Origin of the sequence: Sneathiella sp. P13V-1 (assembly GCF_015143595.1) — a bacterium.
Classification (GTDB): domain Bacteria; phylum Pseudomonadota; class Alphaproteobacteria; order Sneathiellales; family Sneathiellaceae; genus Sneathiella.
Map to the genome: position 1 here is coordinate 1,261,039 of NZ_WYEU01000002.1, position 21,579 is coordinate 1,282,617.

Annotated in this window: 20 protein-coding genes; 17 read left to right on the forward strand and 3 right to left on the reverse strand. The window is 46.3% G+C overall.

What is annotated here, in order from left to right:
- Nucleotides 1–65: 65 nt before the first annotated feature.
- A complete protein-coding gene (locus GUA87_RS12995) occupies nucleotides 66–677 on the forward strand; it encodes a TetR/AcrR family transcriptional regulator (RefSeq protein ID WP_193716961.1) in 612 nt (203 codons plus the stop codon).
- A gap of 44 nt (nucleotides 678–721) precedes the next feature.
- Here GUA87_RS12995 and GUA87_RS13000 read toward each other — a convergent pair whose 3' ends face one another.
- Nucleotides 722–1,294: a methyl-accepting chemotaxis protein gene (locus tag GUA87_RS13000; RefSeq protein WP_227711861.1), complete on the reverse strand. Its 573-nt coding sequence runs from the start codon at nucleotides 1,292–1,294 to the stop codon at nucleotides 722–724.
- 474 nt (nucleotides 1,295–1,768) lie between these two features.
- Here GUA87_RS13000 and GUA87_RS13005 point away from each other — a divergent pair, with 474 nt between their 5' ends.
- The 5 genes from GUA87_RS13005 to GUA87_RS13025 all read left to right on the forward strand — a co-directional run bounded on the left by GUA87_RS13005 (nucleotide 1,769) and on the right by GUA87_RS13025 (nucleotide 7,044).
- The gene (locus GUA87_RS13005) at nucleotides 1,769–3,133 is read left to right on the forward strand and encodes a DEAD/DEAH box helicase (protein ID WP_193716962.1); all 1,365 of its coding nucleotides are present in this window, start codon (nucleotides 1,769–1,771) and stop codon (nucleotides 3,131–3,133) included.
- 44 nt (nucleotides 3,134–3,177) lie between these two features.
- Complete coding sequence (locus tag GUA87_RS13010) at nucleotides 3,178–3,387, forward strand: cold-shock protein (protein ID WP_193716963.1); 210 nt, start codon at nucleotides 3,178–3,180, stop codon at nucleotides 3,385–3,387.
- 718 nt (nucleotides 3,388–4,105) lie between these two features.
- Nucleotides 4,106–4,456 carry a hypothetical protein gene (locus GUA87_RS13015; RefSeq protein WP_193716964.1) on the forward strand — a complete coding sequence of 117 codons (351 nt, stop codon included), beginning with the start codon at nucleotides 4,106–4,108 and terminating at the stop codon, nucleotides 4,454–4,456.
- A gap of 261 nt (nucleotides 4,457–4,717) precedes the next feature.
- Nucleotides 4,718–5,917: a DUF1611 domain-containing protein gene (locus tag GUA87_RS13020; protein ID WP_227711862.1), complete on the forward strand. Its 1,200-nt coding sequence runs from the start codon at nucleotides 4,718–4,720 to the stop codon at nucleotides 5,915–5,917.
- Nucleotides 5,914–7,044, forward strand: coding sequence for an alanine/ornithine racemase family PLP-dependent enzyme (locus GUA87_RS13025; protein ID WP_193716965.1), 1,131 nt, complete (start codon nucleotides 5,914–5,916; stop codon nucleotides 7,042–7,044). The genes GUA87_RS13020 and GUA87_RS13025 overlap by 4 nt, the downstream gene beginning before the upstream one ends.
- Before the next feature lie 370 nt (nucleotides 7,045–7,414).
- On the opposite strand, the gene GUA87_RS13030 is transcribed toward GUA87_RS13025, so the two are convergent.
- Entirely contained in the window at nucleotides 7,415–8,362 is a 948-nt protein-coding gene (locus tag GUA87_RS13030; RefSeq protein WP_227711863.1) for a LysR family transcriptional regulator, read from the reverse strand.
- 109 nt (nucleotides 8,363–8,471) lie between these two features.
- On the opposite strand from GUA87_RS13030, the gene GUA87_RS13035 reads away from it, so the two are divergent.
- The 10 genes from GUA87_RS13035 (at nucleotide 8,472) to GUA87_RS13080 (ending at nucleotide 19,488) form a co-directional block, all read left to right on the forward strand.
- Nucleotides 8,472–9,338: an ABC transporter permease gene (locus tag GUA87_RS13035; protein ID WP_193716966.1), complete on the forward strand. Its 867-nt coding sequence runs from the start codon at nucleotides 8,472–8,474 to the stop codon at nucleotides 9,336–9,338.
- A complete protein-coding gene (locus GUA87_RS13040; protein WP_193716967.1) occupies nucleotides 9,338–10,123 on the forward strand; it encodes an ABC transporter permease in 786 nt (261 codons plus the stop codon). The genes GUA87_RS13035 and GUA87_RS13040 overlap by 1 nt, the downstream gene beginning before the upstream one ends.
- 39 nt (nucleotides 10,124–10,162) lie before the next feature.
- Nucleotides 10,163–11,302: an extracellular solute-binding protein gene (locus GUA87_RS13045; protein ID WP_193716968.1), complete on the forward strand. Its 1,140-nt coding sequence runs from the start codon at nucleotides 10,163–10,165 to the stop codon at nucleotides 11,300–11,302.
- Between the two features lie 62 nt (nucleotides 11,303–11,364).
- Nucleotides 11,365–12,447, forward strand: a complete 1,083-nt coding sequence (locus GUA87_RS13050) for an ABC transporter ATP-binding protein (protein ID WP_193716969.1) — start codon at nucleotides 11,365–11,367, stop codon at nucleotides 12,445–12,447.
- Nucleotides 12,447–13,790: an aspartate aminotransferase family protein gene (locus tag GUA87_RS13055; protein WP_193716970.1), complete on the forward strand. Its 1,344-nt coding sequence runs from the start codon at nucleotides 12,447–12,449 to the stop codon at nucleotides 13,788–13,790. The genes GUA87_RS13050 and GUA87_RS13055 overlap by 1 nt, the downstream gene beginning before the upstream one ends.
- 11 nt (nucleotides 13,791–13,801) lie before the next feature.
- Nucleotides 13,802–14,728, forward strand: a complete 927-nt coding sequence (locus GUA87_RS13060; RefSeq protein WP_193716971.1) for a 3-keto-5-aminohexanoate cleavage protein — start codon at nucleotides 13,802–13,804, stop codon at nucleotides 14,726–14,728.
- Nucleotides 14,728–15,204 (forward strand): GNAT family N-acetyltransferase, encoded by a 477-nt coding sequence (locus tag GUA87_RS13065; protein WP_193716972.1) that lies wholly within the window; start codon nucleotides 14,728–14,730, stop codon nucleotides 15,202–15,204. The genes GUA87_RS13060 and GUA87_RS13065 overlap by 1 nt, the downstream gene beginning before the upstream one ends.
- Nucleotides 15,201–16,223 carry a histone deacetylase family protein gene (locus tag GUA87_RS13070; protein WP_193716973.1) on the forward strand — a complete coding sequence of 341 codons (1,023 nt, stop codon included), beginning with the start codon at nucleotides 15,201–15,203 and terminating at the stop codon, nucleotides 16,221–16,223. The genes GUA87_RS13065 and GUA87_RS13070 overlap by 4 nt, the downstream gene beginning before the upstream one ends.
- Nucleotides 16,220–17,323: an NAD(P)/FAD-dependent oxidoreductase gene (locus GUA87_RS13075; RefSeq protein ID WP_193716974.1), complete on the forward strand. Its 1,104-nt coding sequence runs from the start codon at nucleotides 16,220–16,222 to the stop codon at nucleotides 17,321–17,323. The genes GUA87_RS13070 and GUA87_RS13075 overlap by 4 nt, the downstream gene beginning before the upstream one ends.
- A 329-nt stretch (nucleotides 17,324–17,652) precedes the next feature.
- Nucleotides 17,653–19,488 (forward strand): hypothetical protein, encoded by a 1,836-nt coding sequence (locus GUA87_RS13080; RefSeq protein WP_193716975.1) that lies wholly within the window; start codon nucleotides 17,653–17,655, stop codon nucleotides 19,486–19,488.
- A gap of 191 nt (nucleotides 19,489–19,679) precedes the next feature.
- On the opposite strand, the gene GUA87_RS13085 is transcribed toward GUA87_RS13080, so the two are convergent.
- Complete coding sequence (locus GUA87_RS13085) at nucleotides 19,680–20,582, reverse strand: LysR substrate-binding domain-containing protein (protein ID WP_193716976.1); 903 nt, start codon at nucleotides 20,580–20,582, stop codon at nucleotides 19,680–19,682.
- 117 nt (nucleotides 20,583–20,699) lie between these two features.
- On the opposite strand from GUA87_RS13085, the gene GUA87_RS13090 reads away from it, so the two are divergent.
- Nucleotides 20,700–21,383: an FMN-dependent NADH-azoreductase gene (locus tag GUA87_RS13090; protein WP_193716977.1), complete on the forward strand. Its 684-nt coding sequence runs from the start codon at nucleotides 20,700–20,702 to the stop codon at nucleotides 21,381–21,383.
- Nucleotides 21,384–21,579: the final 196 nt, after the last annotated feature.

A 21,579-nucleotide genomic window follows, 5' to 3' on the forward strand; every position in this document is an offset into this window, starting at 1 on the left:
ATATTACTTTTCTTCCCTCTGTCAAATGAGTTATAAAAGGAAGAATATTGGTTGAAGGGGTACTCATGAAAATCCAAAGGCTAGAGCCGCGCACGCGCCCAAAACAACAAAGGGCCGAAGAAACCGTTCATTTGATCCTGGAGACGGCGGCAGCGATGCTTGAAGAAGACGGGTTTGAAGAGCTGACAACCAACAAAATATGTAAAGCAGCGGGGATTACCACACCTGCGCTCTATCACTATTTCCCCAACAAGTATGCAATTCTCAACGAATTGGCGCAGCGGTTAATGGAAGTTCAAAACGCAGGGCTTTACAAATGGGTCAGCGATCTTGGCACATGTCAACCAACCGTTGAAGACTTTGAAGTCAGCCTCTCAGAGCAACTTCGAATTACGCGCGATTTTACAGGTGGTGTTGCCATTCAGCGAACGTTGTACGCAACCCCACAACTGATCGACATCCGCCTCTCCTCACATTGGAGCGCTGTCTCCAACCTCAGGTCAGCTCAAACCTGGATAAAAGACACGATGAGCGACGATGAGTTAGAACGCCGGCTTCGTCTGATCATTGAAATAGGCTCGTCGGCCATGAATATGATCCTGGAAGACCCGGAAATCGACGAAACCACCACCATACGTGACGTTGCAAAGATATTCGCTACCTATTTAGGCGGGTAATTGCCCTTACCTACAGATAGGTTCACAGTTCCATTAACTCAGCACTAACCTGCTTCGCGAATTTTGATGATGAATTGATCAACAACTGATTTTAGACTATCCGCCTGCTCAGATAGTTCACAAGTCGAACTTTCAATATCATCAGCTGCCCTCCCGACTTCTGTTGCCCCTTCTTTTACATGGACAATATTGCTAGACACTTCTTGTGTACCAACAGATGCCTGCTCAATATTACGTGTGATTTCATTCGTTGCTGCAGCTGCTTCAATTGTTGCATTTAATGCAAGTAGGTTTGTTTGCTCGGCAATATCATTGATTAGTTCAATCACTTCACTAATTTGTACAACTGAAGCAATCAGACCTTTAACAGACTCATGACTATTTTTTGCTTCCGACACCGCCACGCGAGAGACACTTGAGGACTCTGCCACTTGTTGGCTTATCTCACGAATTGCTGATATCAATTCATCCGCAGCACTAGACACAGTTTGGACATTAGTTGACGCCTCTTCGGACGCGTGAGCGACTGTTTGAGTCTGATCACTTGTACGAGCTGCTACATTTGCCATAGATGTTGAAGATGCTTGCAACTGAATAATTGCATTTGAAAATCTCAAAAATCTAAATCACACTCCATCCTCTAAAGATATACCAAAGCAATACGATATTATAAGTCTAGCTTCTACCAGCCATAGCCACCTTTGCCCGGGAAGCCGCCCTCAAGGCGGTTACCGACATTCCATTTTCTCAATATGATTTAGCGTTCCGATTTAAGAGCTTGAGCATCTAATACTAGCCCCCTAAACCCGAGATACTTATACGCATTATTATTTTTCTTTCATATATCTTGAAATTTAAGTTGCTATTATTATCGAACTATGAGCATGTGTCTTCGAGCGCTGGGCGTAATTGTTATTTCATAACACCAACAGTGCAGACTTCTCGCAATTAGTCGTATTGATAGTGTTGCCTGAAAGATCCCTTTGGATCAGAATTAACAAGGCAGCTCACCTACGCAAGCTTCCATACAAACAGACCTTTAAGTTGCACTGATGATTTGTGCTGATCTGTAGGTCTTTGAAAGTGACGACTTGATTAAGTTTACAGACCTCGCTCTTGACGAGGCTTTACTTCGTGCAATTGATGCCGAAGGCTACACAAACCCCACCCCAATTCAAACAGATGTTATTCCCGTTATGATAGCAGGGAACGATGTTTTGGGTATTGCGCAGACAGGAACCGGGAAAACGGCTTCTTTCGTGCTGCCGTTGCTCCAAAAAATTCTGCGAGACGGCAAAATAGCAAAACCTAAAACATGCCAGGCATTGATAATGGCTCCCACTCGTGAACTGGCCGCTCAAATCGCTAAAAATATTGTGGATTACGCAAAATTTACGAAGATTTCAGTAGCGGTAGTCGTTGGTGGTGTCAAACCAAAGCAACAAATTCGAGCTCTCGCAGCTGGTGTTGATATTCTTGTCGCCACTCCTGGGCGACTGCTGGACCATGTTGCCGCAGGCGTTATTTCACTGAAACAGACAAATTCAGTGGTACTGGATGAGGCCGACCAGATGCTGGATCTGGGATTTATGCCCACCATTCGAAAAATCATGAGACAACTGCCACAACAAAGACAATCAGTTATGATGTCAGCAACAATGCCACGAGAAATTCGTAAACTGGCGACTGATTTTCAAACAGATCCGGTTGAAATAGCTGTGGCAGCGGTGTCAAAACCGATTGATCGAATTGAACAATCCGTTCAGCATGTTCCGACGGCGGAAAAGCGCGCGACATTAACAAAATTATTGAACGGGCAAGCCCGTTCCATTGTCTTCACTCGCACAAAACGGGGTGCTGACAAGGTTACACGGCATTTGGAAGGGGCCGGCTTATCTGCTGCGGCGATTCACGGCAACAAAAGCCAGTCACAGAGAGAACGGGCGTTAGCCTCCTTCCGGACGGGTCAAATTGCTGTCCTCGTTGCGACGGATATAGCCGCACGGGGAATTGATGTGGATGATGTATCCCTGGTTATCAATTACGAGCTGCCAAACGTTCCGGAATCATACGTTCATAGAATTGGTCGCACAGCACGAGCAGGCAGAACTGGCCAGGCGATTTCGTTGTGTGACGCTGCGGAACTGGATCTGCTAAAAGGCATTGAAAAACTGATCGGCACTCGCCTTGAGAGTCATAGTCAGCCTTTAATTGAGGTCGTAAAGATCGCCGAAATGCCGATAAAAACAAGCTCAAATAGCCGAAAATTTAAGAAGACTGAGGGGCAGGATGGTGCAAAACACCGTCGTCGTAAATTTAAATCGACTGTGAGAAAATCCTCTCGAACCAATAACAAGGCATCAAGCTCAACGGACCCGATGGCAGGATTAAACCATATGCTCGCAAATGCGGGCTCGCGAAAACGAAATAAGCCACTTTCAAGTGGCAAAAGATAAGTCAAATGTGACTTGTAACGATCAAACGAAAAGGAACGATCAAAATGGCTAATGGTACAGTAAAATGGTTCAATGGAACCAAAGGTTTTGGATTTATTGCTCCAACAGATGGCGGCTCGGATGTGTTTGTGCATATCAGTGCGGTTGAACGGGCAGGCCTGAATGGCTTGAACGAAGGAGATAATGTGAGCTTCGACTTGGAAGTAGATAAAGCACGCAATAAATCTTCTGCGGTAAACCTACAGGTAAAATAACGGAGTATGGGCCTCCTGGCTCACACTTACAGTTAAAAAGGCGCGTTTCCCCACATTGGTGGAACGCGCTTTTTTTTGCGATGCTAACCACTCCTACCCAAACGGGTTTGCACATCAATGACAAAGCTCTTTCAACGCTTGGTGTTAGAAGGGCTTTCATTTGGTTGCGGGGGTACGCAACATCTTTGACAGACTTTTTGAGAATTGACGAGTTATGCTTAATACTGATACTCATAAATCGTCAGAACCTTTTTAAGTTTTTAAAGCTAGTACCCGTATTTGTTTTGACGATCTATAAAAGCTCTTTCGCCGCCTTCCATGGTGGTTGTAATTAAATCGCAAATTTGCAGATCATCTATGGAGCCAAACTTTTCAAATTCTCGTCCTCCTTGCTCAGAAACATCTAAGTATCTTACAAGCTGAGAAGACCCATTTACGATAGTATTTGCATTATGGCTTACAAATATAATTTGCCGCCTCTTCTTAGCCTCGTGGAGTACATCAGTAAGATCGGCAATAATCTTTTTATCTAGATCACCTTCCTGCTGATCTGAGATGCCCTTTGGTTACAATAGCAGATTGAGATTTCTTTCTACTCTTCAAATCAACCTCAAACACTTGATAAATAAACTATGCTGGGTATTTAATGGATATATGCTATAATCCAGACCTTGCGCACTATCCTGTGCGCCTGTCCTGATACAGATCGGACGAAATTATGCAAATTCCAGAATGGACGACTCCCGCCATTGTCGGTGCGGGCGTAGGTGCTATTGCCCTCTCTATAATAGGTTTTGGTTGGGGAGGATGGATGACAGAAAAGACGGCACAAAGAATATCAAATAACAATTCCATCGAAGCCGTTACAATGGCCCTAATGCCATACTGCTTACAAAAATCGCAAGATGACCCCAACTCGATGGAAGTATTAATCCAGTTAAAAAAATTCAATAGTTACAAACAACGCAGTATCATAGAAGAAGCTGGCTGGGCGACACCTTTGGGATCTGAAAAACCAAATAGCGCTTTGGCGGCAGCCTGCCAATTGGCATTAGCTGCAAAAACTTAAGCTCATTTATCTGTCCCGTGCAGGTTGTTTAACCCTACACGGGCATACCAATCGATCTTAATTACTGGCACACTTTCAAGAGATCTACTTTAGATTTCATTGGATCACCCTAACAACCAATACTTTGCATTTATTCAAGTAAGTGCCAGCTATTGCTTTGTCCTTTGCCAATGCTCTGGGACATCAGGTGTCCCACTCGTGCCATCATGCTGCTGGCGCGATTTGCCCTTCTCTGCGGCAACCAAAAATCTAGGAAAAATCATGACTATGAATTCTCAATCAAACCACTTGCAATCCGCCGACTCAAAGAACGAGCCGATTATAATAAAAAAGTTCAAAGTACCAGTTCCACCCCCAACACGCAGCACTTCAATTAAATCTAATACTGCAATTATATACTGCGAAGGAAATTTTGGTGATATTGATGGCAAAACCGCCAATGGGCTAGTCAGGCATTCAGAGAAATATAAAATCCTTTCCGTAATCGATAGTGAAAAAGCAGGGTTGGATGCCGGCGAAGTGCTTGGAGGTCCACCAAACGGAATACCAATTTGTAGCGATCTTACTGAGGCTTTATCGATTGCAAGCAACCCACCTTCTTTCTTCATATTTGGCATCGCACCTTCAAGTGGAATGCTATCGACATACGAAAGAGGCCTTATCTTTGAAGCCATGAGTCATGGAATGGATATAGTGAACGGCCTACATGAATTTCTCACCGAAGATCCTGCATTCGCTGCCGCATGTTTCAAATACGATGTTACAATTCTAGATATCCGCAAGCCTCGCGACAAAAAAGACCTAAATCTGTTTAGCGGCAGAATTGCTGAGGTTACTTGCCCTCGAATTGCCGTATTAGGCACTGACTGCGCCATCGGTAAACGCACGACTGCAACAATTTTAACGCAGATATTGAACGCACGCGGTATTAAAGCGGTGATGATTGGCACAGGTCAAACTGGCATAATTCAAGGGGCACAATATGGTATAGCGCTTGATGCTGTACCCTCACAGTTTTGCGCCGGTGAGCTAGAAAATGTGATCATCACTGCGTTTAAAAATGAAAATCCAGACGTTATTATTGTTGAAGGGCAAGGGGCTCTCAGCCATCCTGCTTTTTCCACATCCTCATTCATCCTACGGGGAACATGCCCGAGCGGTGTTATTCTACAACATGCCCCAGCTCGCATTAACCGAAGTGATTTTGATGGTATGCCAATGCCAACGCCACATAGTGAAATTAAATTGATTGAAACCTTTTCGGACACAAAAGTGATGGGTTTGACACTTAACCACGAAAATATGACAGACTCTGAAATAGACACTGCGATCATCGATTTTGAAAACTCGCTCGGTATTCCGGTGACAGATGCACTAAATAAACCGGCCGATATATTGGTTGAAATGGTTCTCGCATTTTTCCCTGATCTCATTGAAAAAGAAACCGGCACAGTCAATTGACCACGCCACGCCTCGTTATTAATCTCTCCAAAATCAGTGAGAATGCCAGAAGATTAATCAAATTACTCGGATCACGCGGTATTTCCGTCTCAGCGGTCACAAAGGCCACAATGGGGCTCCCCAGCGTCGCACATATATTGGTGGAGGCAGGCGTGAGTAGTCTGGCGGATTCAAGGCTTGAAAACATTCAAACGATACTTCAAGCAGGAATAAAAGCGCCAATCACATTAATCCGCTCACCAAAAATAGACCAAGCCGCCCAAGTAGTCCGGGATACAACCATGAGCTTGAACACTGAGCTGGAGGTTATTTCAGCACTTTCAAAAGCAGCCAAGATATCCGGACAAAACCATGACGTGCTGTTAATGGTGGAACTTGGAGATTTACGGGAAGGAATTATGCCTTGCGACTTGGAGGAGTTTGTAAGCCAAACACTACTTTTTCCAAACATCACGCTTAAAGGTATTGGAGCCAATCTTGCGTGCCGTTGCGGTATTTCCCCAGATGATACAAACATGTCCGAATTATCAAATATAGCGGACAAGATTGAAGCGACTTTTGGACCTGTTTTGCCCATTATCTCTGGTGGAAATTCAAGCAATCTCAATTGGGCACTAGGAAGTAAGGACATTGGCCGTATTAATAATTTGCGTATCGGCGAAGCAATCTTGCTCGGCTGTGAACCACTCCATCGCTTACCGATTAAAGGCCTTCATACTGATGCAATAACTCTTGTCGCGGAAGTAATAGAATCCAAGTTGAAACCCTCAAAACCTTGGGGTAAAGCAGCAGAAGCGGCATTTGGTGTAACAAACCCTCCATGTGATATTGGTCCCGTTTTCCAAAGTATTCTTGCCATGGGGCATATGGATACGGACCCGGAAGGGCTTACGCCCCCCTCAGGAATTAACATCATCGGAGCAAGCAGTGACCATCTGATTATACGAGCAGATCAAGGGTATTTGCCGATAGGAACTGAAATCTGTTTTCAAATTAATTACAGCTCACTGATCCGCGCGATGGCATCCCCTTTCGTATCTAAGCAAACTATTGCAGCCAGCCTGAATTTTGTCGATCGGGGAAATTCATTGCAATGCGATCAGTTATGCTGGCCTTGTGTGAATTGAAATGGAAAGGCAGAGATCGTGTAGTTTTAAACGCCATATGAGGATGCGTGCAGCAATTTCCTGGAAGTTCACATTATCGGATAATAGCGCACAGGTACGTCCACTGTTGATATTTGAATGATTTTCTGGTAGCGCAAAAACGGCTTAGCGTAATTCAGATATACCTTTGATATTATGGGTTTTGTGTTCCTAATTTAACTTCGCTGCCCTTGGGCCTATATCGCAATGCGCTGCATTGCTGGCCCGGCGGGTGGCCCTACTCTTCTCGCAGCTTCAAATTGGCTCAGTATCTAAAACGCCAAAACCCACCGTTTGACGGGTGTTTTTTTATTGGTTACGAGGGCAGGCAAGCGACGACAATCAACAAAACTCACACATAAATTCGTTCTTCGATCGGAGTTGTATCGATGAGATCATGAATAATGTCTCGAAAAGCGATTTCAGCGCGGTTCAATTGGGCTTTTGGATTCTCGACAACATAGACATCAATGGCTGGTGGAGATGTGTAGGGCGGCAGGCGCCAAAGAACGCCATTGTCTGCATCTCGCTGCGCCACGTGAATTGGGAGCGGACCAATTCCGAGTCCCGCGATGATCATCCGACGCACCTCTTCCAGATTGGCAGAGGTTCCAACCACGCGATCATCAAGATTTGCCTGTGCACGCATCAAGGCAACCTGACGAAGCGCATCCCCCATCTGATCAGTTACAAAGCTCACACTTGAATGCCCTGCCAGATCTTGAGGCATCAAATTCTCCTTACCAAACAGAGAATGTTCAGGACCACAAAACAGGCCAAAATGTTCACGAAAAAGTCGCTTATAATTCAACTTTGGACTTCGTTCTTTCACTAGACAAACACCAATACTTGCCCGCCGCGCCATCAGATTTTCAATAGCATGTCGACTTGCGGAAATCTCAATTGATAACGTGGCATTTGGGTGATTTTGATGGAACAGTGAGAGAGCTTTATCGAAAAGCGGACACTCAACATAACTTGCCATTGCGATACGCACATGACCGCGGATTTCATCTTCTGCATCTCGCAAAAGAGTTTCAAAACGTAGGATGGTGCCATGGATTTCAATAATTTCTCTTTCGAGCAACTCTCCTGCTTTTGTAAGACGGAATGTTCCAGGCGAACGCTCGATGAGCTTTTTCCCCAACCTGTCCTCCAGTCGCTTGAGGGACGCGGAAACCGAAGGCTGGCGAAGACGCAAAGTGTTTGCAGCATCGGTAATACTTTTGGATTTGGCAATCACCGAAAATGTTTTCAGAAGATTCCAATCCAGATCCCGCGCCAGTCTTTCCGGGGTCATTCGCGATAAATTTTCCATCATAGTTTCAATCTATATTGAATATTTCAATTATCTATTTGATCTATACAATGCCATCTGACAGCCTTCAATGCAATCGCTGGGGGATTTAATGTCAATTGAAACGAGAGAAGCCAGACAACCTTGGATATTGTTGTCACCGGCTTTGACTTCCATATTGCTGCTCTTGATTGTGCCGCTGCTTTTTATCGTGGTTTATTCTTTCTGGCTGCGCACGGCAACGGGGGCGGATCAAGCTGGCTTTTATCTGGACAACTGGATTGAAGTTCTAACTGATGGATTTTATCGGGATATCCTTCTGCAAACGTTGCGTATTGCATTGGTGACAACAATTTGTTGCGCGCTTATGGGATATCCCGCCGCCTACTTCATCGCCCGATCTAACGGAAACAAGGCGATCCTTCTCCTGATGCTGATGCTACCTTTCTGGATCAGCTACATTATTCGAACAATGTCGTGGATCAATATTCTGGGTGTATCAGGTGCGCTAAACACCTTCCTGTTATCCATCGGTGTTATCAATGAACCATTGCAACTTCTCTATAACGAAGTGACCGTGGTTCTGGGCTTAGTGCATTTCTTGTTACCGTTCATGGTCCTCAATATCTATGTAAGTCTCGAGGATATAGATTTGAACCTTGAAGACGCTGCAGTCTCATTAGGGGCATCTCGCTGGCAAACATTCCTGGAAGTAACCTTGCCATTATCCTTACCGGGGCTTGCGGCTGGTGCGCTGCTTTGCTTTGTCTTGGGCGCAGGCACATATATCACTCCGGTTATTTTGGGCGGACCACGTGATGCCATGTTCGCCAACCTCGTGTTCGAAGCCATCATCACCCAACTCGACTGGCCAATGGGATCTGTTCTGTCCCTTGTTCTGATTGCTGTTCTTGGATCCATCGTACTTGTTTACAACCGCTTCCTTGGCATGCGGCAACTGATGAAGGGGCTTGCATAATGGGCTGGAATCTTGTTCGGTTTTGGACAGTACTTGTCTATATGTTCATGTTTTTACCGGTCGCCGTTGTTGTCCTGTTAAGTTTCAACGCAAATCAGTTCGGTAGCTTCCCAATTACCGGTTTTTCCTTCCGCTGGTTTATTGAACTTGCGGGCAATGACGCGATTATTCGGGCATTTAAAACCTCCCTGCTGCTCGGTGCTTTGACTGCAGTCATGTCAACGACCCTTGGTGTGCTCGCAAGCCTCGCTCTGGTTCGTTACAAGGTACCGGGCAGTAACATTATCAGCACATTGCTCATTGCACCGATCTTAGTGCCTGAGGTTGTTCTGGCCGTGGCTTTGTTACTGTTCCTGAACTTCCTTTCAGTTCACAAAAGTTTCTTCATGCTGCTTATGGGGCATGTGATTTTTACACTGCCTTTTGTGGTTCTTGTCGTTCAAGCGCGTCTAATTGGCATTCGCCGTGATGTAGAAGAAGCGGCGATGAGCCTTGGCGCCACACCCGTTCAAACCTTCTTCCAGATAACTTTGCCCTTGCTGGCCCCTGCGGTTTTTGCCGGAATGTTATTCGCTTTTACCATCAGCTTTGATGACATCACAGGCACATTGTTCTGGAAACCGGGCGGTGTTGAAACCGTTCCCACACAGATTTTCGCCATGCTCAGAAACTCCATTTCACCGGAGATCAATGCACTTGGCTCAGTCATGATCTTTTTCACCGTCGGTGTACCCCTTCTGGGGGCAGCCATCGCCCGGCGGCTTGCAAATAAACAAAGTCGCTAGACGGCGCAGATGGCAAACACCTAACAGAGGAGAGACACAATGGATAATTCAAAACGTTATGAGCGATTGCTCGAGAGATACAAAAACGGTGATCTGGATCGCCGTAAATTCCTTGGCTTAATCGGTGCCGCTGGCCTTGCATATGGCTTACACACTCCATTTTCTAAATCCGCACTGGCAGCGGCTAAAGAAGTCCGCTTTGATGGTTGGGGCGGCGTTGTTTCAGAAGCGTTCCGCAAACACGCATTTGATCCCTACACAAAGAAAACCAGCATTAAGGTTGTCGATGGCACCTTCGGTAGCGGCGATGAATATCTCTCCCGCGTAAAGGCCAGCCAAAACGGCGAATATAACATCGCTCACCTTTCCGGTGTCTTCGATTACGCGCGTTATCACGGACTTGGCCTAACATCAGAATTGAACGAAGCCAACATTCCAAACCTGAAATATGTCATTCCAAAACTGGCAGACGTATTCCGCGGCATCACCAATGGCAAATTATCTTGTGTGCCATATGACTACGGCACCACAGGCCTCGCCTATAACCGTAAATACATCACTGACGATGAAATGAAGGAAAAAGGCGCGAATATTCTGCTTGAAAAGCGCCTGAAAGGTAAGATCGGCGGCTGGGGTGACTGGCGTACGCGCATCTGGTACGCGTCCCTGCAAACAGGACAAGATCCGAATGGCGCAAAAGACATGGACGCCATTTGGGACACACTTCGGACACACCGTGATCTCCTTCTGAAATACTGGGGCTCCGGTGCAGAATTAATGAGCCTTCTGGCAGAAGAAGAAATCTACGTCACAGAAGCCTGGTCAGGCCGCGTATTTGCGCTGCAAGAGCAGGGTCATGACATTGGATACATGGATCCACCAAACGGGTTTGGATGGCAGGAATGTCTGTTCGTCATCAAAGGCTCCCCAATGGAAGCTTGCGAGGAACTTCTGAACTTCATGCTGGCTCCGGCAACTTCCATTGCTGTTGCGGAAGGTCAGAATTATCCACCTGCGCTGGATCCAACGAAAGTCGATCTGGGCAAGAAAATCCCAACGCTTCCTGCGTTCGACCCGAAAGGCACTTTGGAAGGTCTTACATTTGCTGATCCACAATACTGGAACTCCAACGAGCAGGAATGGTCCAAGAAATTCGGCCGTATCCAGAAGGGTTACTAACTCCTCTTGCCCTCGCCGCACTGGCGGCGGGGGTTTCCGACCCACGTTGAAAGGGATCTTTCGTGAGCGCTGTTAAACTACAAAATATTGAAAAAAAGTTCGGTGATTTTACCGCTGTTCACCCAATGTCATTGGATATGCCCGAAGGGAGTTTCGTGACTTTTCTAGGCCCCTCAGGGTGCGGAAAGACAACGACCCTTCGAATGATTGCAGGGCTTCTGGATCCTTCAGGTGGTGATATCTTTGTAGGGGATCGACAAATCAATGACGTCCCAATCCACAAGCGTAATCTCGGAATTGTTTTTCAAAACTACGCCTTGTTTCCCCATAAAACGGTAGCAGATAACGTTGCTTTCGGCCTGAAGCACCGAAATGTCCCTAAAGAAGAGAGAGAACGCCGAGTACAGGAAGTCTTGGAGCTTGTTCAACTCCCTCACCTCGCGAAAAGCTACCCAACACAGTTATCTGGTGGACAACAGCAGCGTATCGCGCTGGCCCGCGCCATTGTGATTGAACCTGATGTTTTGCTTCTTGATGAACCCCTCTCTGCGCTTGATGCCAATTTGCGCGAAGACATGCGGGTGGAATTGAAGCGCATTCAGGAGCAAATCGGTATCACCACCGTATTTGTGACACATGACCAATCTGAAGCACTGGCGATGTCAGATATTCTTGTTGTCATGTCCAACGGCAGAGTGGAACAAGTTGGTGATCCAAAAGAGATTTACTCCAACCCAACAAGCCGCTTTGTTGCCGACTTTCTGGGAACATCCAATATTTTGGAAGCCAGCCAAGTTATGAGAGAGGGCCAGTATGGCCTTGAAGCTGACGCTGTTGGTTTTGTTCCAATGCCAGACACCCAACTTTCCAAACTAGCAGGGTTCAATACAGCCTATTTGGTCATTCGAGCTGAGAAGATGGAACTTCTCGAAAAAGAAACCCCTCCTGATACACGGCAATCCTTGGAGGGGACTGTAGAAGCCGTTGATTATCAAGGTCAACTGGTGCGCTATTTCGTTGACGTTGCCGGCACAAAATTTCAAGTCCTCAATATGTTAAGCGGCAACACTGCTTTCGATGAAGGTGATCAGGTTTCAGTTCGCTTTCACGCAAATGATTGTGTCGCTATTGGAGAAAACAACTAATGGTCAGTCATCTGTTTTACCAGACAGGTACAAAACGCCCCACATTGGCAGAAGCACGAGGTATTTATATGTGGGACGTGGATGGCCGCCGTTATCTGGATGGCTCGTCAGGCGCAATGGTTTGTAATATTGGGCACTCCAACCCCAATGTTCTGGACGCAATGCGGCGTCAAATGGAGAAATCCACATTTGGCTACAGACTTCATTTCGAAACAGAACCCTCTGAGCAACTTGCCGCCAAGGTAGCTGGTCACGCGCCTAAAGGACTTGAAAAGGTGTTTTTTGTCTCAGGTGGCTCCGAAGCTGTTGAAAGTGCGATTAAGATTGCACGGCAATATGCTGTTGTCACCGGGCAAGAGAAACGCTGGAAAGTGATCTCCCGTCTCCCCAGTTATCACGGATGTACACTGGGTGCGTTGGCGCTTACGGGGTATGCGCCATTGACGGATCCTTTTATGCCCATGTTCCGGAATATGCCAAAAATCCAGGCGCCAACGGCCTATCTGGATGGTTTGGATATGCATGATCCAGCCACAGGGCTTCACTATGCAAACCTTCTGGAAGCCAAAATTCTGGAAGAAGGGCCAGAAAGCATTCTTGCCTTCATTGTGGAACCTGTTGGGGGTGCCTCCACTGGCGCGCTCGTCCCACCAAAAGGGTATATGGAGCGTATTCGCGAAATCTGCGATCAGTACGGTATTCTGCTTATCTATGATGAAGTGATGACAGGTGGCGGTCGGACTGGAAAGTTCTTTGCTGTCGATCATTGGGAAGCCCGCCCTGATATCATTACTTTTTCAAAAGGCTTCGCCGCAGGATATTCTCCGCTTGGGGCAATGATTGTGGACGAGCCGATTGTTGATGCCGTCATCCAAAGTGGTGGCTTTCTTCATGGCTTCACCTATGCAGGCAATCCCCTTGCCTGTTCTGCAGGTGTCGCCGTTTTGGAAGAAATCGAAGCTCAGAACATGGTGTCCAATGCTGCCCAGATGGGGGATGTCCTGAAATCGGAACTTACCAGACTGATGGACAGATATCCCTTTATCGGTGATGTCCGCGGCCAGGGGCTGTTACTCGCCTTTGAAATGGTGAGCGACCGAGGCACCATGGCACCTCTCCCCAAAGAGCATAACGCCTATCTCAGGCTGGTGGATATTGCCTATGCGAACGGCTTGATCATCTATTCAAGACGCACACGCAACGGGCTAGAAGGTGATCATTTTCTGGTCTGTCCCCCTATGATCATCAACCGCGAACAAATCGGCCAGATCATAGACATGCTTTCCGCCTCCCTTGATCAGTTTGCAGCCGAGTTCAACCTGCCGATCGAACATAACAAATAACGAGATCCCCCATGAGCAAAATCATTATCACCTGCGCGGTGACCGGCTCCATTCACACGCCCTCTATGTCTGACAATCTACCCATTTCAGGTGAAGAAATTGCCCGTCATTCCATTGACGCGGCAGAGGCTGGGGCAGCCATTATTCACCTTCATGCGCGCGATCCAGAAAGTGGCCGCCCCTCCTCCTCATCCGAGCATTTCATGGCCTTCCTGCCTGAGATTAACAAACGATCAGATGCTGTTATTAATATCTCAACTGGCGGCAGCGCATTGATGCCATTGGAAGAGCGACTGGCGGCCCCCTTTATTGTGGAGCCTGAAATGTGTTCTCTAAATATGGGAACAATGAATTTCGCTCTGTATCCTCTTGCAGAACGAATTACAGATTGGAAACATAATTGGGAAAAACCGTTTCTGGATAACTCTGACGATCTGGTTTTTAAAAACACCCCCCGGGATATTGCTTATGTTCTTGACCAGATGGGACAGCAGCGCGGTGCCCGGTTCGAATTTGAATGCTACGATGTCGGTCATCTCTACATGCTACGCCACTTTGTGGACCGGGGACTGGTTCAAAAGCCACTGTTTATCCAATACGTCTTTGGTGTATTGGGTGGGATTGGTGCTGATCCAGAAAATCTAATTCATATGAAACGTATCTCGGACAAATTGTTCGGGGACGATTATGAGTTTTCTGTCCTTGCCGCCGGCCGCCATCAAATCCCGCTTGCGACCATGGCCGCCACAATGGGGGGGCATGTGCGCGTTGGCCTTGAGGATAATCTGTATATCGACAAGGGAAAACTGGCCCAGTCCAACGCTGAACAGGTTACCAAGATCAGAAAAATCGTCGAAGAGCTGGGACGCGTCGTCGCCACCCCTGCTGAAGCCCGTGATATGCTGTCTCTAAAAGGCGCTGAAAACACGAGGTTTTAATGACTGACATACAGATCCGGCGGGCGGAGAAAGCAGATATCCCGTCTGTAAATAACGCCCTTCGTCAACTCTCCGAGCATATGAATGATCCGCACCCGATAACTGATCAAACCTTGTTTGAAGCTGTGTTTGACGGACAAGGGGCGGCACTAATTCTGATTGCAGAGACAGACGGACAATTAGTGGGCCTCACAATGTTCTCTCCATATGTTTCAACAACGTTGGGCGGTATCGGGATCTATATCTCTGACCTCTGGGTTTCCCCCTCAATGAGAGGGAAGGGTCTTGGCCCAAAACTTATGCATGAAGCGATAAAACAATTCTCTGTTCCGGTTAGACGCATCAAACTTGAAGTCTATCAGGACAATCCGGACGCCCGGGAAACCTACATACGCCTCGGCTTCAAACCCGGGGAACGCTCAGAAAGCCTGTCACTTGCAGAAAGTGATTTTGATAACATCCGAGGAAAATCATGAAAGCGGTATTTGACGAACGCCAATGGAAACACGACCCGCAGAATTTTATGGCAAACGGCCAGTCACTGCGTAATCCGGAGCAACCAGAGCGTATTCGTATTCTAAAAGAAGGCGCCTTGCGCGCGGGTGCTGAATTTCTGGAACCGGAAGATCATGGAAGCGCTCCCATTTCTGCGGTTCATACACCTGAATATCTGACATTTCTGGAGAATATCTATACTCGGTGGAAGCGGATTGAGGGCTCATCTGACGAAGTTATTCCAAATATTCACCCTGATAACCGAGGGGCTAATTATCCCAAATCTGCTGTTGGCCAAGCTGGATACCATCAGGCTGATACGGCATGTCCTATTGCAGAAGGCACCTGGGAAGCGGCCTATTGGTCTGCGCAGTCCGCTCTTACAGGGGCAGACCTCGTCATGGGTGGTGAGAGCGCAGTCTATTCCCTCTCTCGTCCTCCGGGACATCACGCATTTGCAGATATGGCCGGTGGCTTTTGCTTTCTCAACAACTCTGCCATTGCAGCAGAATACTTTCGGGCCAAAGGTTTAAAGCCCGTCGTGCTTGACGTGGATGTGCATCATGGAAATGGCACTCAGGGTATTTTTTACAAACGCAATGATGTGCTGACGATCTCCCTGCACGCCGATCCGGACCGGTTCTACCCTTTCTTCTGGGGTGGTGCACAGGAACGGGGGGAAGGACTTGGTGAAGGATATAACCTCAACCTGCCATTACCACGTGGAACCGGAGACGATGAGTATCTGGTGACGCTTCAAACCGCTTTTAACCGTATCAAATCCTTTGGGGCAAACGTTCTGGTTGTCGCGCTGGGTCTGGATTCCCACGAAAATGACCCCTTGCAGGGCTTATCCATCACAACCCCCGGATTTGCGCGGCTCGGAGAGGCAATCTCCAAACTTGGGCTACCGACCCTGCTGGTTCAGGAAGGCGGATATCTGTCTGAGGATCTTGGATACAACATCCAAAACTTCCTGAAAGGTTTTGAAGGCGGATGAGTACAGCTGCGGATGTTATTGTCATCGGCGGCGGAATGGCCGGTATTAGTGCTGCGGCCGAGATCGCGTTGGATGCCAAGGTTATCGTACTTGAGGCCGAAAAAACCATTGGCTATCACGCGTCTGGACGCACTGCCGCCATATTCATCCGCAACTACGGCAATGATACTCTTCGTGCCTTAAACGCTATTTCAGAAGATTTTTTCTTGAACCCTGAAGGGGTCGCTGAAACCTCTCTCCTCACACCGCGCGGGCAGCTTATATTCGCTCATGAAAGTGAACTTAATGCTCTCAATACGTATCTACAAGGGGCGGAAGGAATGGAGGTTCTAACGTCAAAAGAAGCAGGTGAGTTGGTTCCTATCCTCAAAACCGATCTGATTGTCAAAGCTGCCTACGAAAAAACAGCCCAAGACATTGATGTTGATCGCATGTTGCAAGGTTACCAGAGGCTCTTAAAATCAAGACAAGGAACCGTTATTACAGGCGCACCTGTAACAGAGATGAAGCATGAAGCTGGCGCCTGGTACATCGAAGCAGGCGGGGAACATTATCAGGCGAACGTTATCGTAAATGCGGCTGGGGCTTGGGTAGATGAAATCGCCAACAAAGCCAACGTGCCCCCTGTAGGGGCAAATCCCCTACGTCGATCCGCCGCCATCCTGCCACGGCCTGAAATCGATGGCTTCGATAAATGGCCCTTATTTGTAAGCGCATCTGAAAGCTTCTACGCCAAACCGGAGGCGGGGACCTTGATGGTCTCACCTGCGGATGAAGACTCCGTCGAACCCCACGATGCCTGGCCCGATGACATGGTTCTTGCGGAGGGCCTCTACCGCTTCGAAGAGGCCACTACGATGGATGTCACCCGATTGGAACATAGCTGGGCCGGTCTACGTACATTTGTGCAAGACAAGACGCCTGTTGTCGGATATGCCCCTGATGCGGAAGGCTTCTTCTGGCTCGCCGGACAAGGCGGCTACGGCATCCAAACCGCCCCTGCTCTCTCCAAACTGACGGCAGATTTAATTGCTGGTCGGAAACCCAAAATTGAAGCAGATGTACTGGCCGCTTTGGCACCTGAGAGATTATTTAGGTAACTTTTGTTTCTTCGAGCAGATCATAGGGATCACTTCATAATTTATACAGCTAATAAAATAGGGCCCGCCGCAAGGTAATTTTATGTTGGTTGCGTAGGCCCTCGATCGTATACCCAACAGCCATTTTTGTACAAACTTGCCTACTGTCTAGAGCACTTTTAAATTATTTTTGATTCAACCAAATAATCTCTCAATAACTCCGGAAGAAGTTTGAAGCATCACCTAAAGATTTTCTTTCCCTGATTGTATTTACTTAAATTTATTCTTTTTAAAACTATTCAATCAACGCTATCCTAACTGTGAAAATGTTTGGAAAGGTTAATAGGTATATGGTTGGTCTTCAAAAGATTTTAGCACATATCAGAGCCGCACTATATAAAACCCCTGCAGTATTCGTACACATGCCTTCTGTTCATCGTATCTATATATCTAGAAATCTACTTTTCAACCTCTTAATATTTGCACTAGTTGTTGCCGGTGATGCTTGGTCCTTTGAAAAGCCCACTCACGACAGCAAACCAAAGGTAACTATCCTTAAAGAAGGCAACATAACACATGTTATTACGTCTGCACCTAACCAACATACACAAGCGAACCTTTTTAAGGTAATCAGAAGTCAATCACTCGAACAAGATCATGATATTGTCTCTTGGCTGGAAAAATATAGTGATCGCTTGCCTCCGATCTTTCAGTTTGAACTTGCTAGACGTTTACTAAAAACCAACACAAGCTTAGCTCTAGAGTGGTACGTAATTGCCAACTTTCGAGCTCGATATGATGCAATTCGCTGCTCCGACATCTCAGCGCGTCAGGGGTACACTTTCTTACCCCGTTTAGCCAAGGAGGTTGTACAGTATTCGCATTCACACAGAACTGAATTTAGAGATGCCGGTCTCAAGGCTCTAGCACGTACCGATCTAATTGCGAGTAATGCATCCCCAATGTGGATTTGTAAGTCAGGACTAAATTCAACACTTGATGCACTAAAGCCTGACGCCTCCGCTCAAAGGAAGTGGCTTACGCCTGAATCTGAATGGCCAGACGAAAAAAACAAATTACTGACCACCTACAAAAAACATTTGAAAGATCAGGCAAAATCTCAAGATGATCCTATTCAAAGAAATGTAGATTCTTTTCCAGCTTATAAATTAGCAATCAAAAGCGTTTCAACTGAATACGCGTGGCTTAAAGATAGTCAACTCATCATTTCGCAAATTACCCAATCCCAGAAAAATGGTAGAGGTTTTGACCTCTTTACATGGAGGCCGGAGTTCGGTGAAAAAATACAATCTGTGATCGAAGGCATAAAAGACTTCAATAGCTGGTGTGCTGCGGGTGATAATATTATGTACACAACAAATAAAACTGAAACATCCGATGGCTCCAGAAAAATCACCTATCAAATAGGTCCACTAAATGAGACTACCGAGTTTTCCATTAAAATCAAAAAAGGTTGGCTTCCGATAGCGGAAAAAGTCCAGTCAAGGTCATACATCTGGACTCGGTACGAGAACTCTTATCGTCAAAGCCCTTTTGACTGTAACTTTGTCAAAAACGAAAAGTTATCGACAATAAAACAGAGTCAGTGGCTCCCGTTAAAGCCAAAAGATGGCTTTTTGACTTTTGACTATAATGGGAAATCCATGACATCAAACAAACCTACAGTTTACTACACTCCCAATAAACAACAGGCTCCTAAACCACTACCTATTAAATCGGGTCTGATACTGCCTAAGTGTGTTTCATATTCTGGTTTCGAAAAGGCATACTTCATCACCCCATGTACAATTCGAAAAAATAATATTCAAGAAATGCAGAAGACGGGTTGTATTCCATACTGGCTAGCCAGGAAAAAAGGTGAGGATCTACATATTGAAGAAAACTGCATACCAACTGATTCAGTATCCCTTAATCTACCGATAATCCACCATAGTAGGGTTGGAATTCTACGGGTAATTGATTTCAGGAAAACTAGTCATGGCCTTAAAATTGGAGGTGTCTACCACACATCCCTCGATGGAGAGGTCAGCAAGATTTTCGATGCATGGGTAAAATACTCTTCCATGTCACCTGATGGGTGTTTACTCGCTATTGAGCACTATGACACACAGTATTCCCGAAAAAGTGAACTAAGCGTTATAGACTTCTGCTCGAGTGAAAGATGATGTGCCCCCAATAAAAAAACAATCACCTATTGACGGGCCGTTATTAAGGGTCGAGAACAGTTCTATTGAGATCACGTCTTTTGAGCTTTGCTAATGCAATGCTCTATTCTCTTTGTGGGATTGTGCTTTGTTTTGACAAAGCGCTTTGCTTACGCGGACACACAAGTACAGACAACCCACTAAAATACCAATCACAAAGCACTATTCTGAATTTCTGCTAACAACCATTCAGTAAAAGTGATGACGCTTTCTTTGCGTTGATTATGAGGGGGCATCACAAGGTAATATGTCAGACCTTCTATTTCACCCTGCAAGTCACTGCTGGTAAAAGGAACCAGCCATTGTTCTTTCAAAGCGTTTTCAACCAATATGGAGCTTACAAGGGCAATTCCCTGACCTGCCAGAGCGGCTTGAATAACGTGATGTTCCTGATCAAACTGCCTTACAATATAGGTGGGATGATTTTTGTCGTGCCCCTGTTGTCTGAATAGCGTTTTCCAGGCAATTGCCGGCAATGATTTATTTACCCACTCAGTTTCAAGAAGTGTCGCATCTTCTGGGTTTGTCAGCCCGTCAAGGTAGGCCTGGGTGGCATACATTCCAATTTTTTCTGTGACGAGAATTGATGTGCCAGGATCCGTTGGATCGTACTTTCCATAACGGATTGCAAGATCAATGTAAGGATCTCGCATCACATCGATTTTCTTCTCTCCCGCCTGAAGGGACACTTCAATATCAGGGTGTGCCTTATAAAACTTTTCCAGATTTGGCACCAACCACATGGAGGCAAAAGAGGAGGTCGTACTAATCGTCAGCACTTCTTTTCCGCTGACGATCTCGTTGACGGTGCTGTTAAGTTCCCGAAAAATGTTAGCCGTGGTGTTTAATAGTAATTCACCGTCTCTAGTGAGCTTAACAGCGCGGGTCCGACGTTCAAATAAGCTAACCCCGAGCCCCTCCTCCAATGCTTTGATTTGATGAGAGACTGCAGTCGGCGTCACATTTAATTTCTCTGATGCTTTTTTGAAGCTTTTCAGCCTTGCAGCAGCATCAAAGGTTTTAAGAACATTGAGAGAGGGTAGTTTCGGATACATTGACCTGCCCACTATAGATGATTTTTATTCATCTATAGTCAAGAAACCATCATTCGTCAAACTTCCTTAGAAGTACAATATTTTATACAGACAATTGAACTTTTAAGAGGAATTAAGATGGCTACACTGTTGCAAATTGATGCGAGTGCGAGAGAAATCTGCTATTCAACGCCAGCATACAACTCGATCTCTAAATCCATAGCCGCCACCTTCGTCGAAAAATGGCGAACACTTAATACTGAAGATAAAGTTATTCATAGGGATATCGGCACCAATCCACCAGATTTCATTACTCAAGACTGGATTGCTGCTGCGTTCACACCAGACGATATAAAAACTGACGGGCAGAAAGCATTGCTGTCCTTGTCCGATACGCTGATCAGTGAGTTAGAACAAGCTGACGTTATTGTCCTGTCGTCACCAATGTACAATTACGGTATGCCTGCTGCCTTGAAGGCTTGGTTTGACCAAGTTATCCGCATCCACAAGACATTTTCTTTTGACTTGGCACGTGGGGATTTTCCGCTTGAGCCAATTATGTCCGGCAAAACACTCGTCTTAATTACGTCGAGCGGTGAGTTTGGCTTTGGCGTCGGTGATATTCGAGAGAAAATGAACCATCTTGGCCCTCATGTGCAGACATTGTCTCACTATTTGGGTGTCGAAACTTTCCACGAAATCAACGCTGAATATCAAGAGTTTAATGACAGCCGGCACATAAAGTCTGTCTCAAACGCACACAAAGCAGCCGAAGAGTTGGTCTTAAAATTGTCACGTGTTACAGAGAACTCCGCTGCGTAGTAAACACACCGTACCCAGTTAAAAACAGCAAAAAGGTCCCACCATTCGGTAGGGTTTTATTGGTATTGCAAGGCAGGATTTGGTTTATTTGCCCCATCTTTGCGGCTTTGCCGCTTGTCGGGCTCCTTGGGAGGTTCATTCACCGTGCCCCGTTACAAAGTTTAAGGGCCCGCCCTCTAGTGAGGACGAGCCCTTA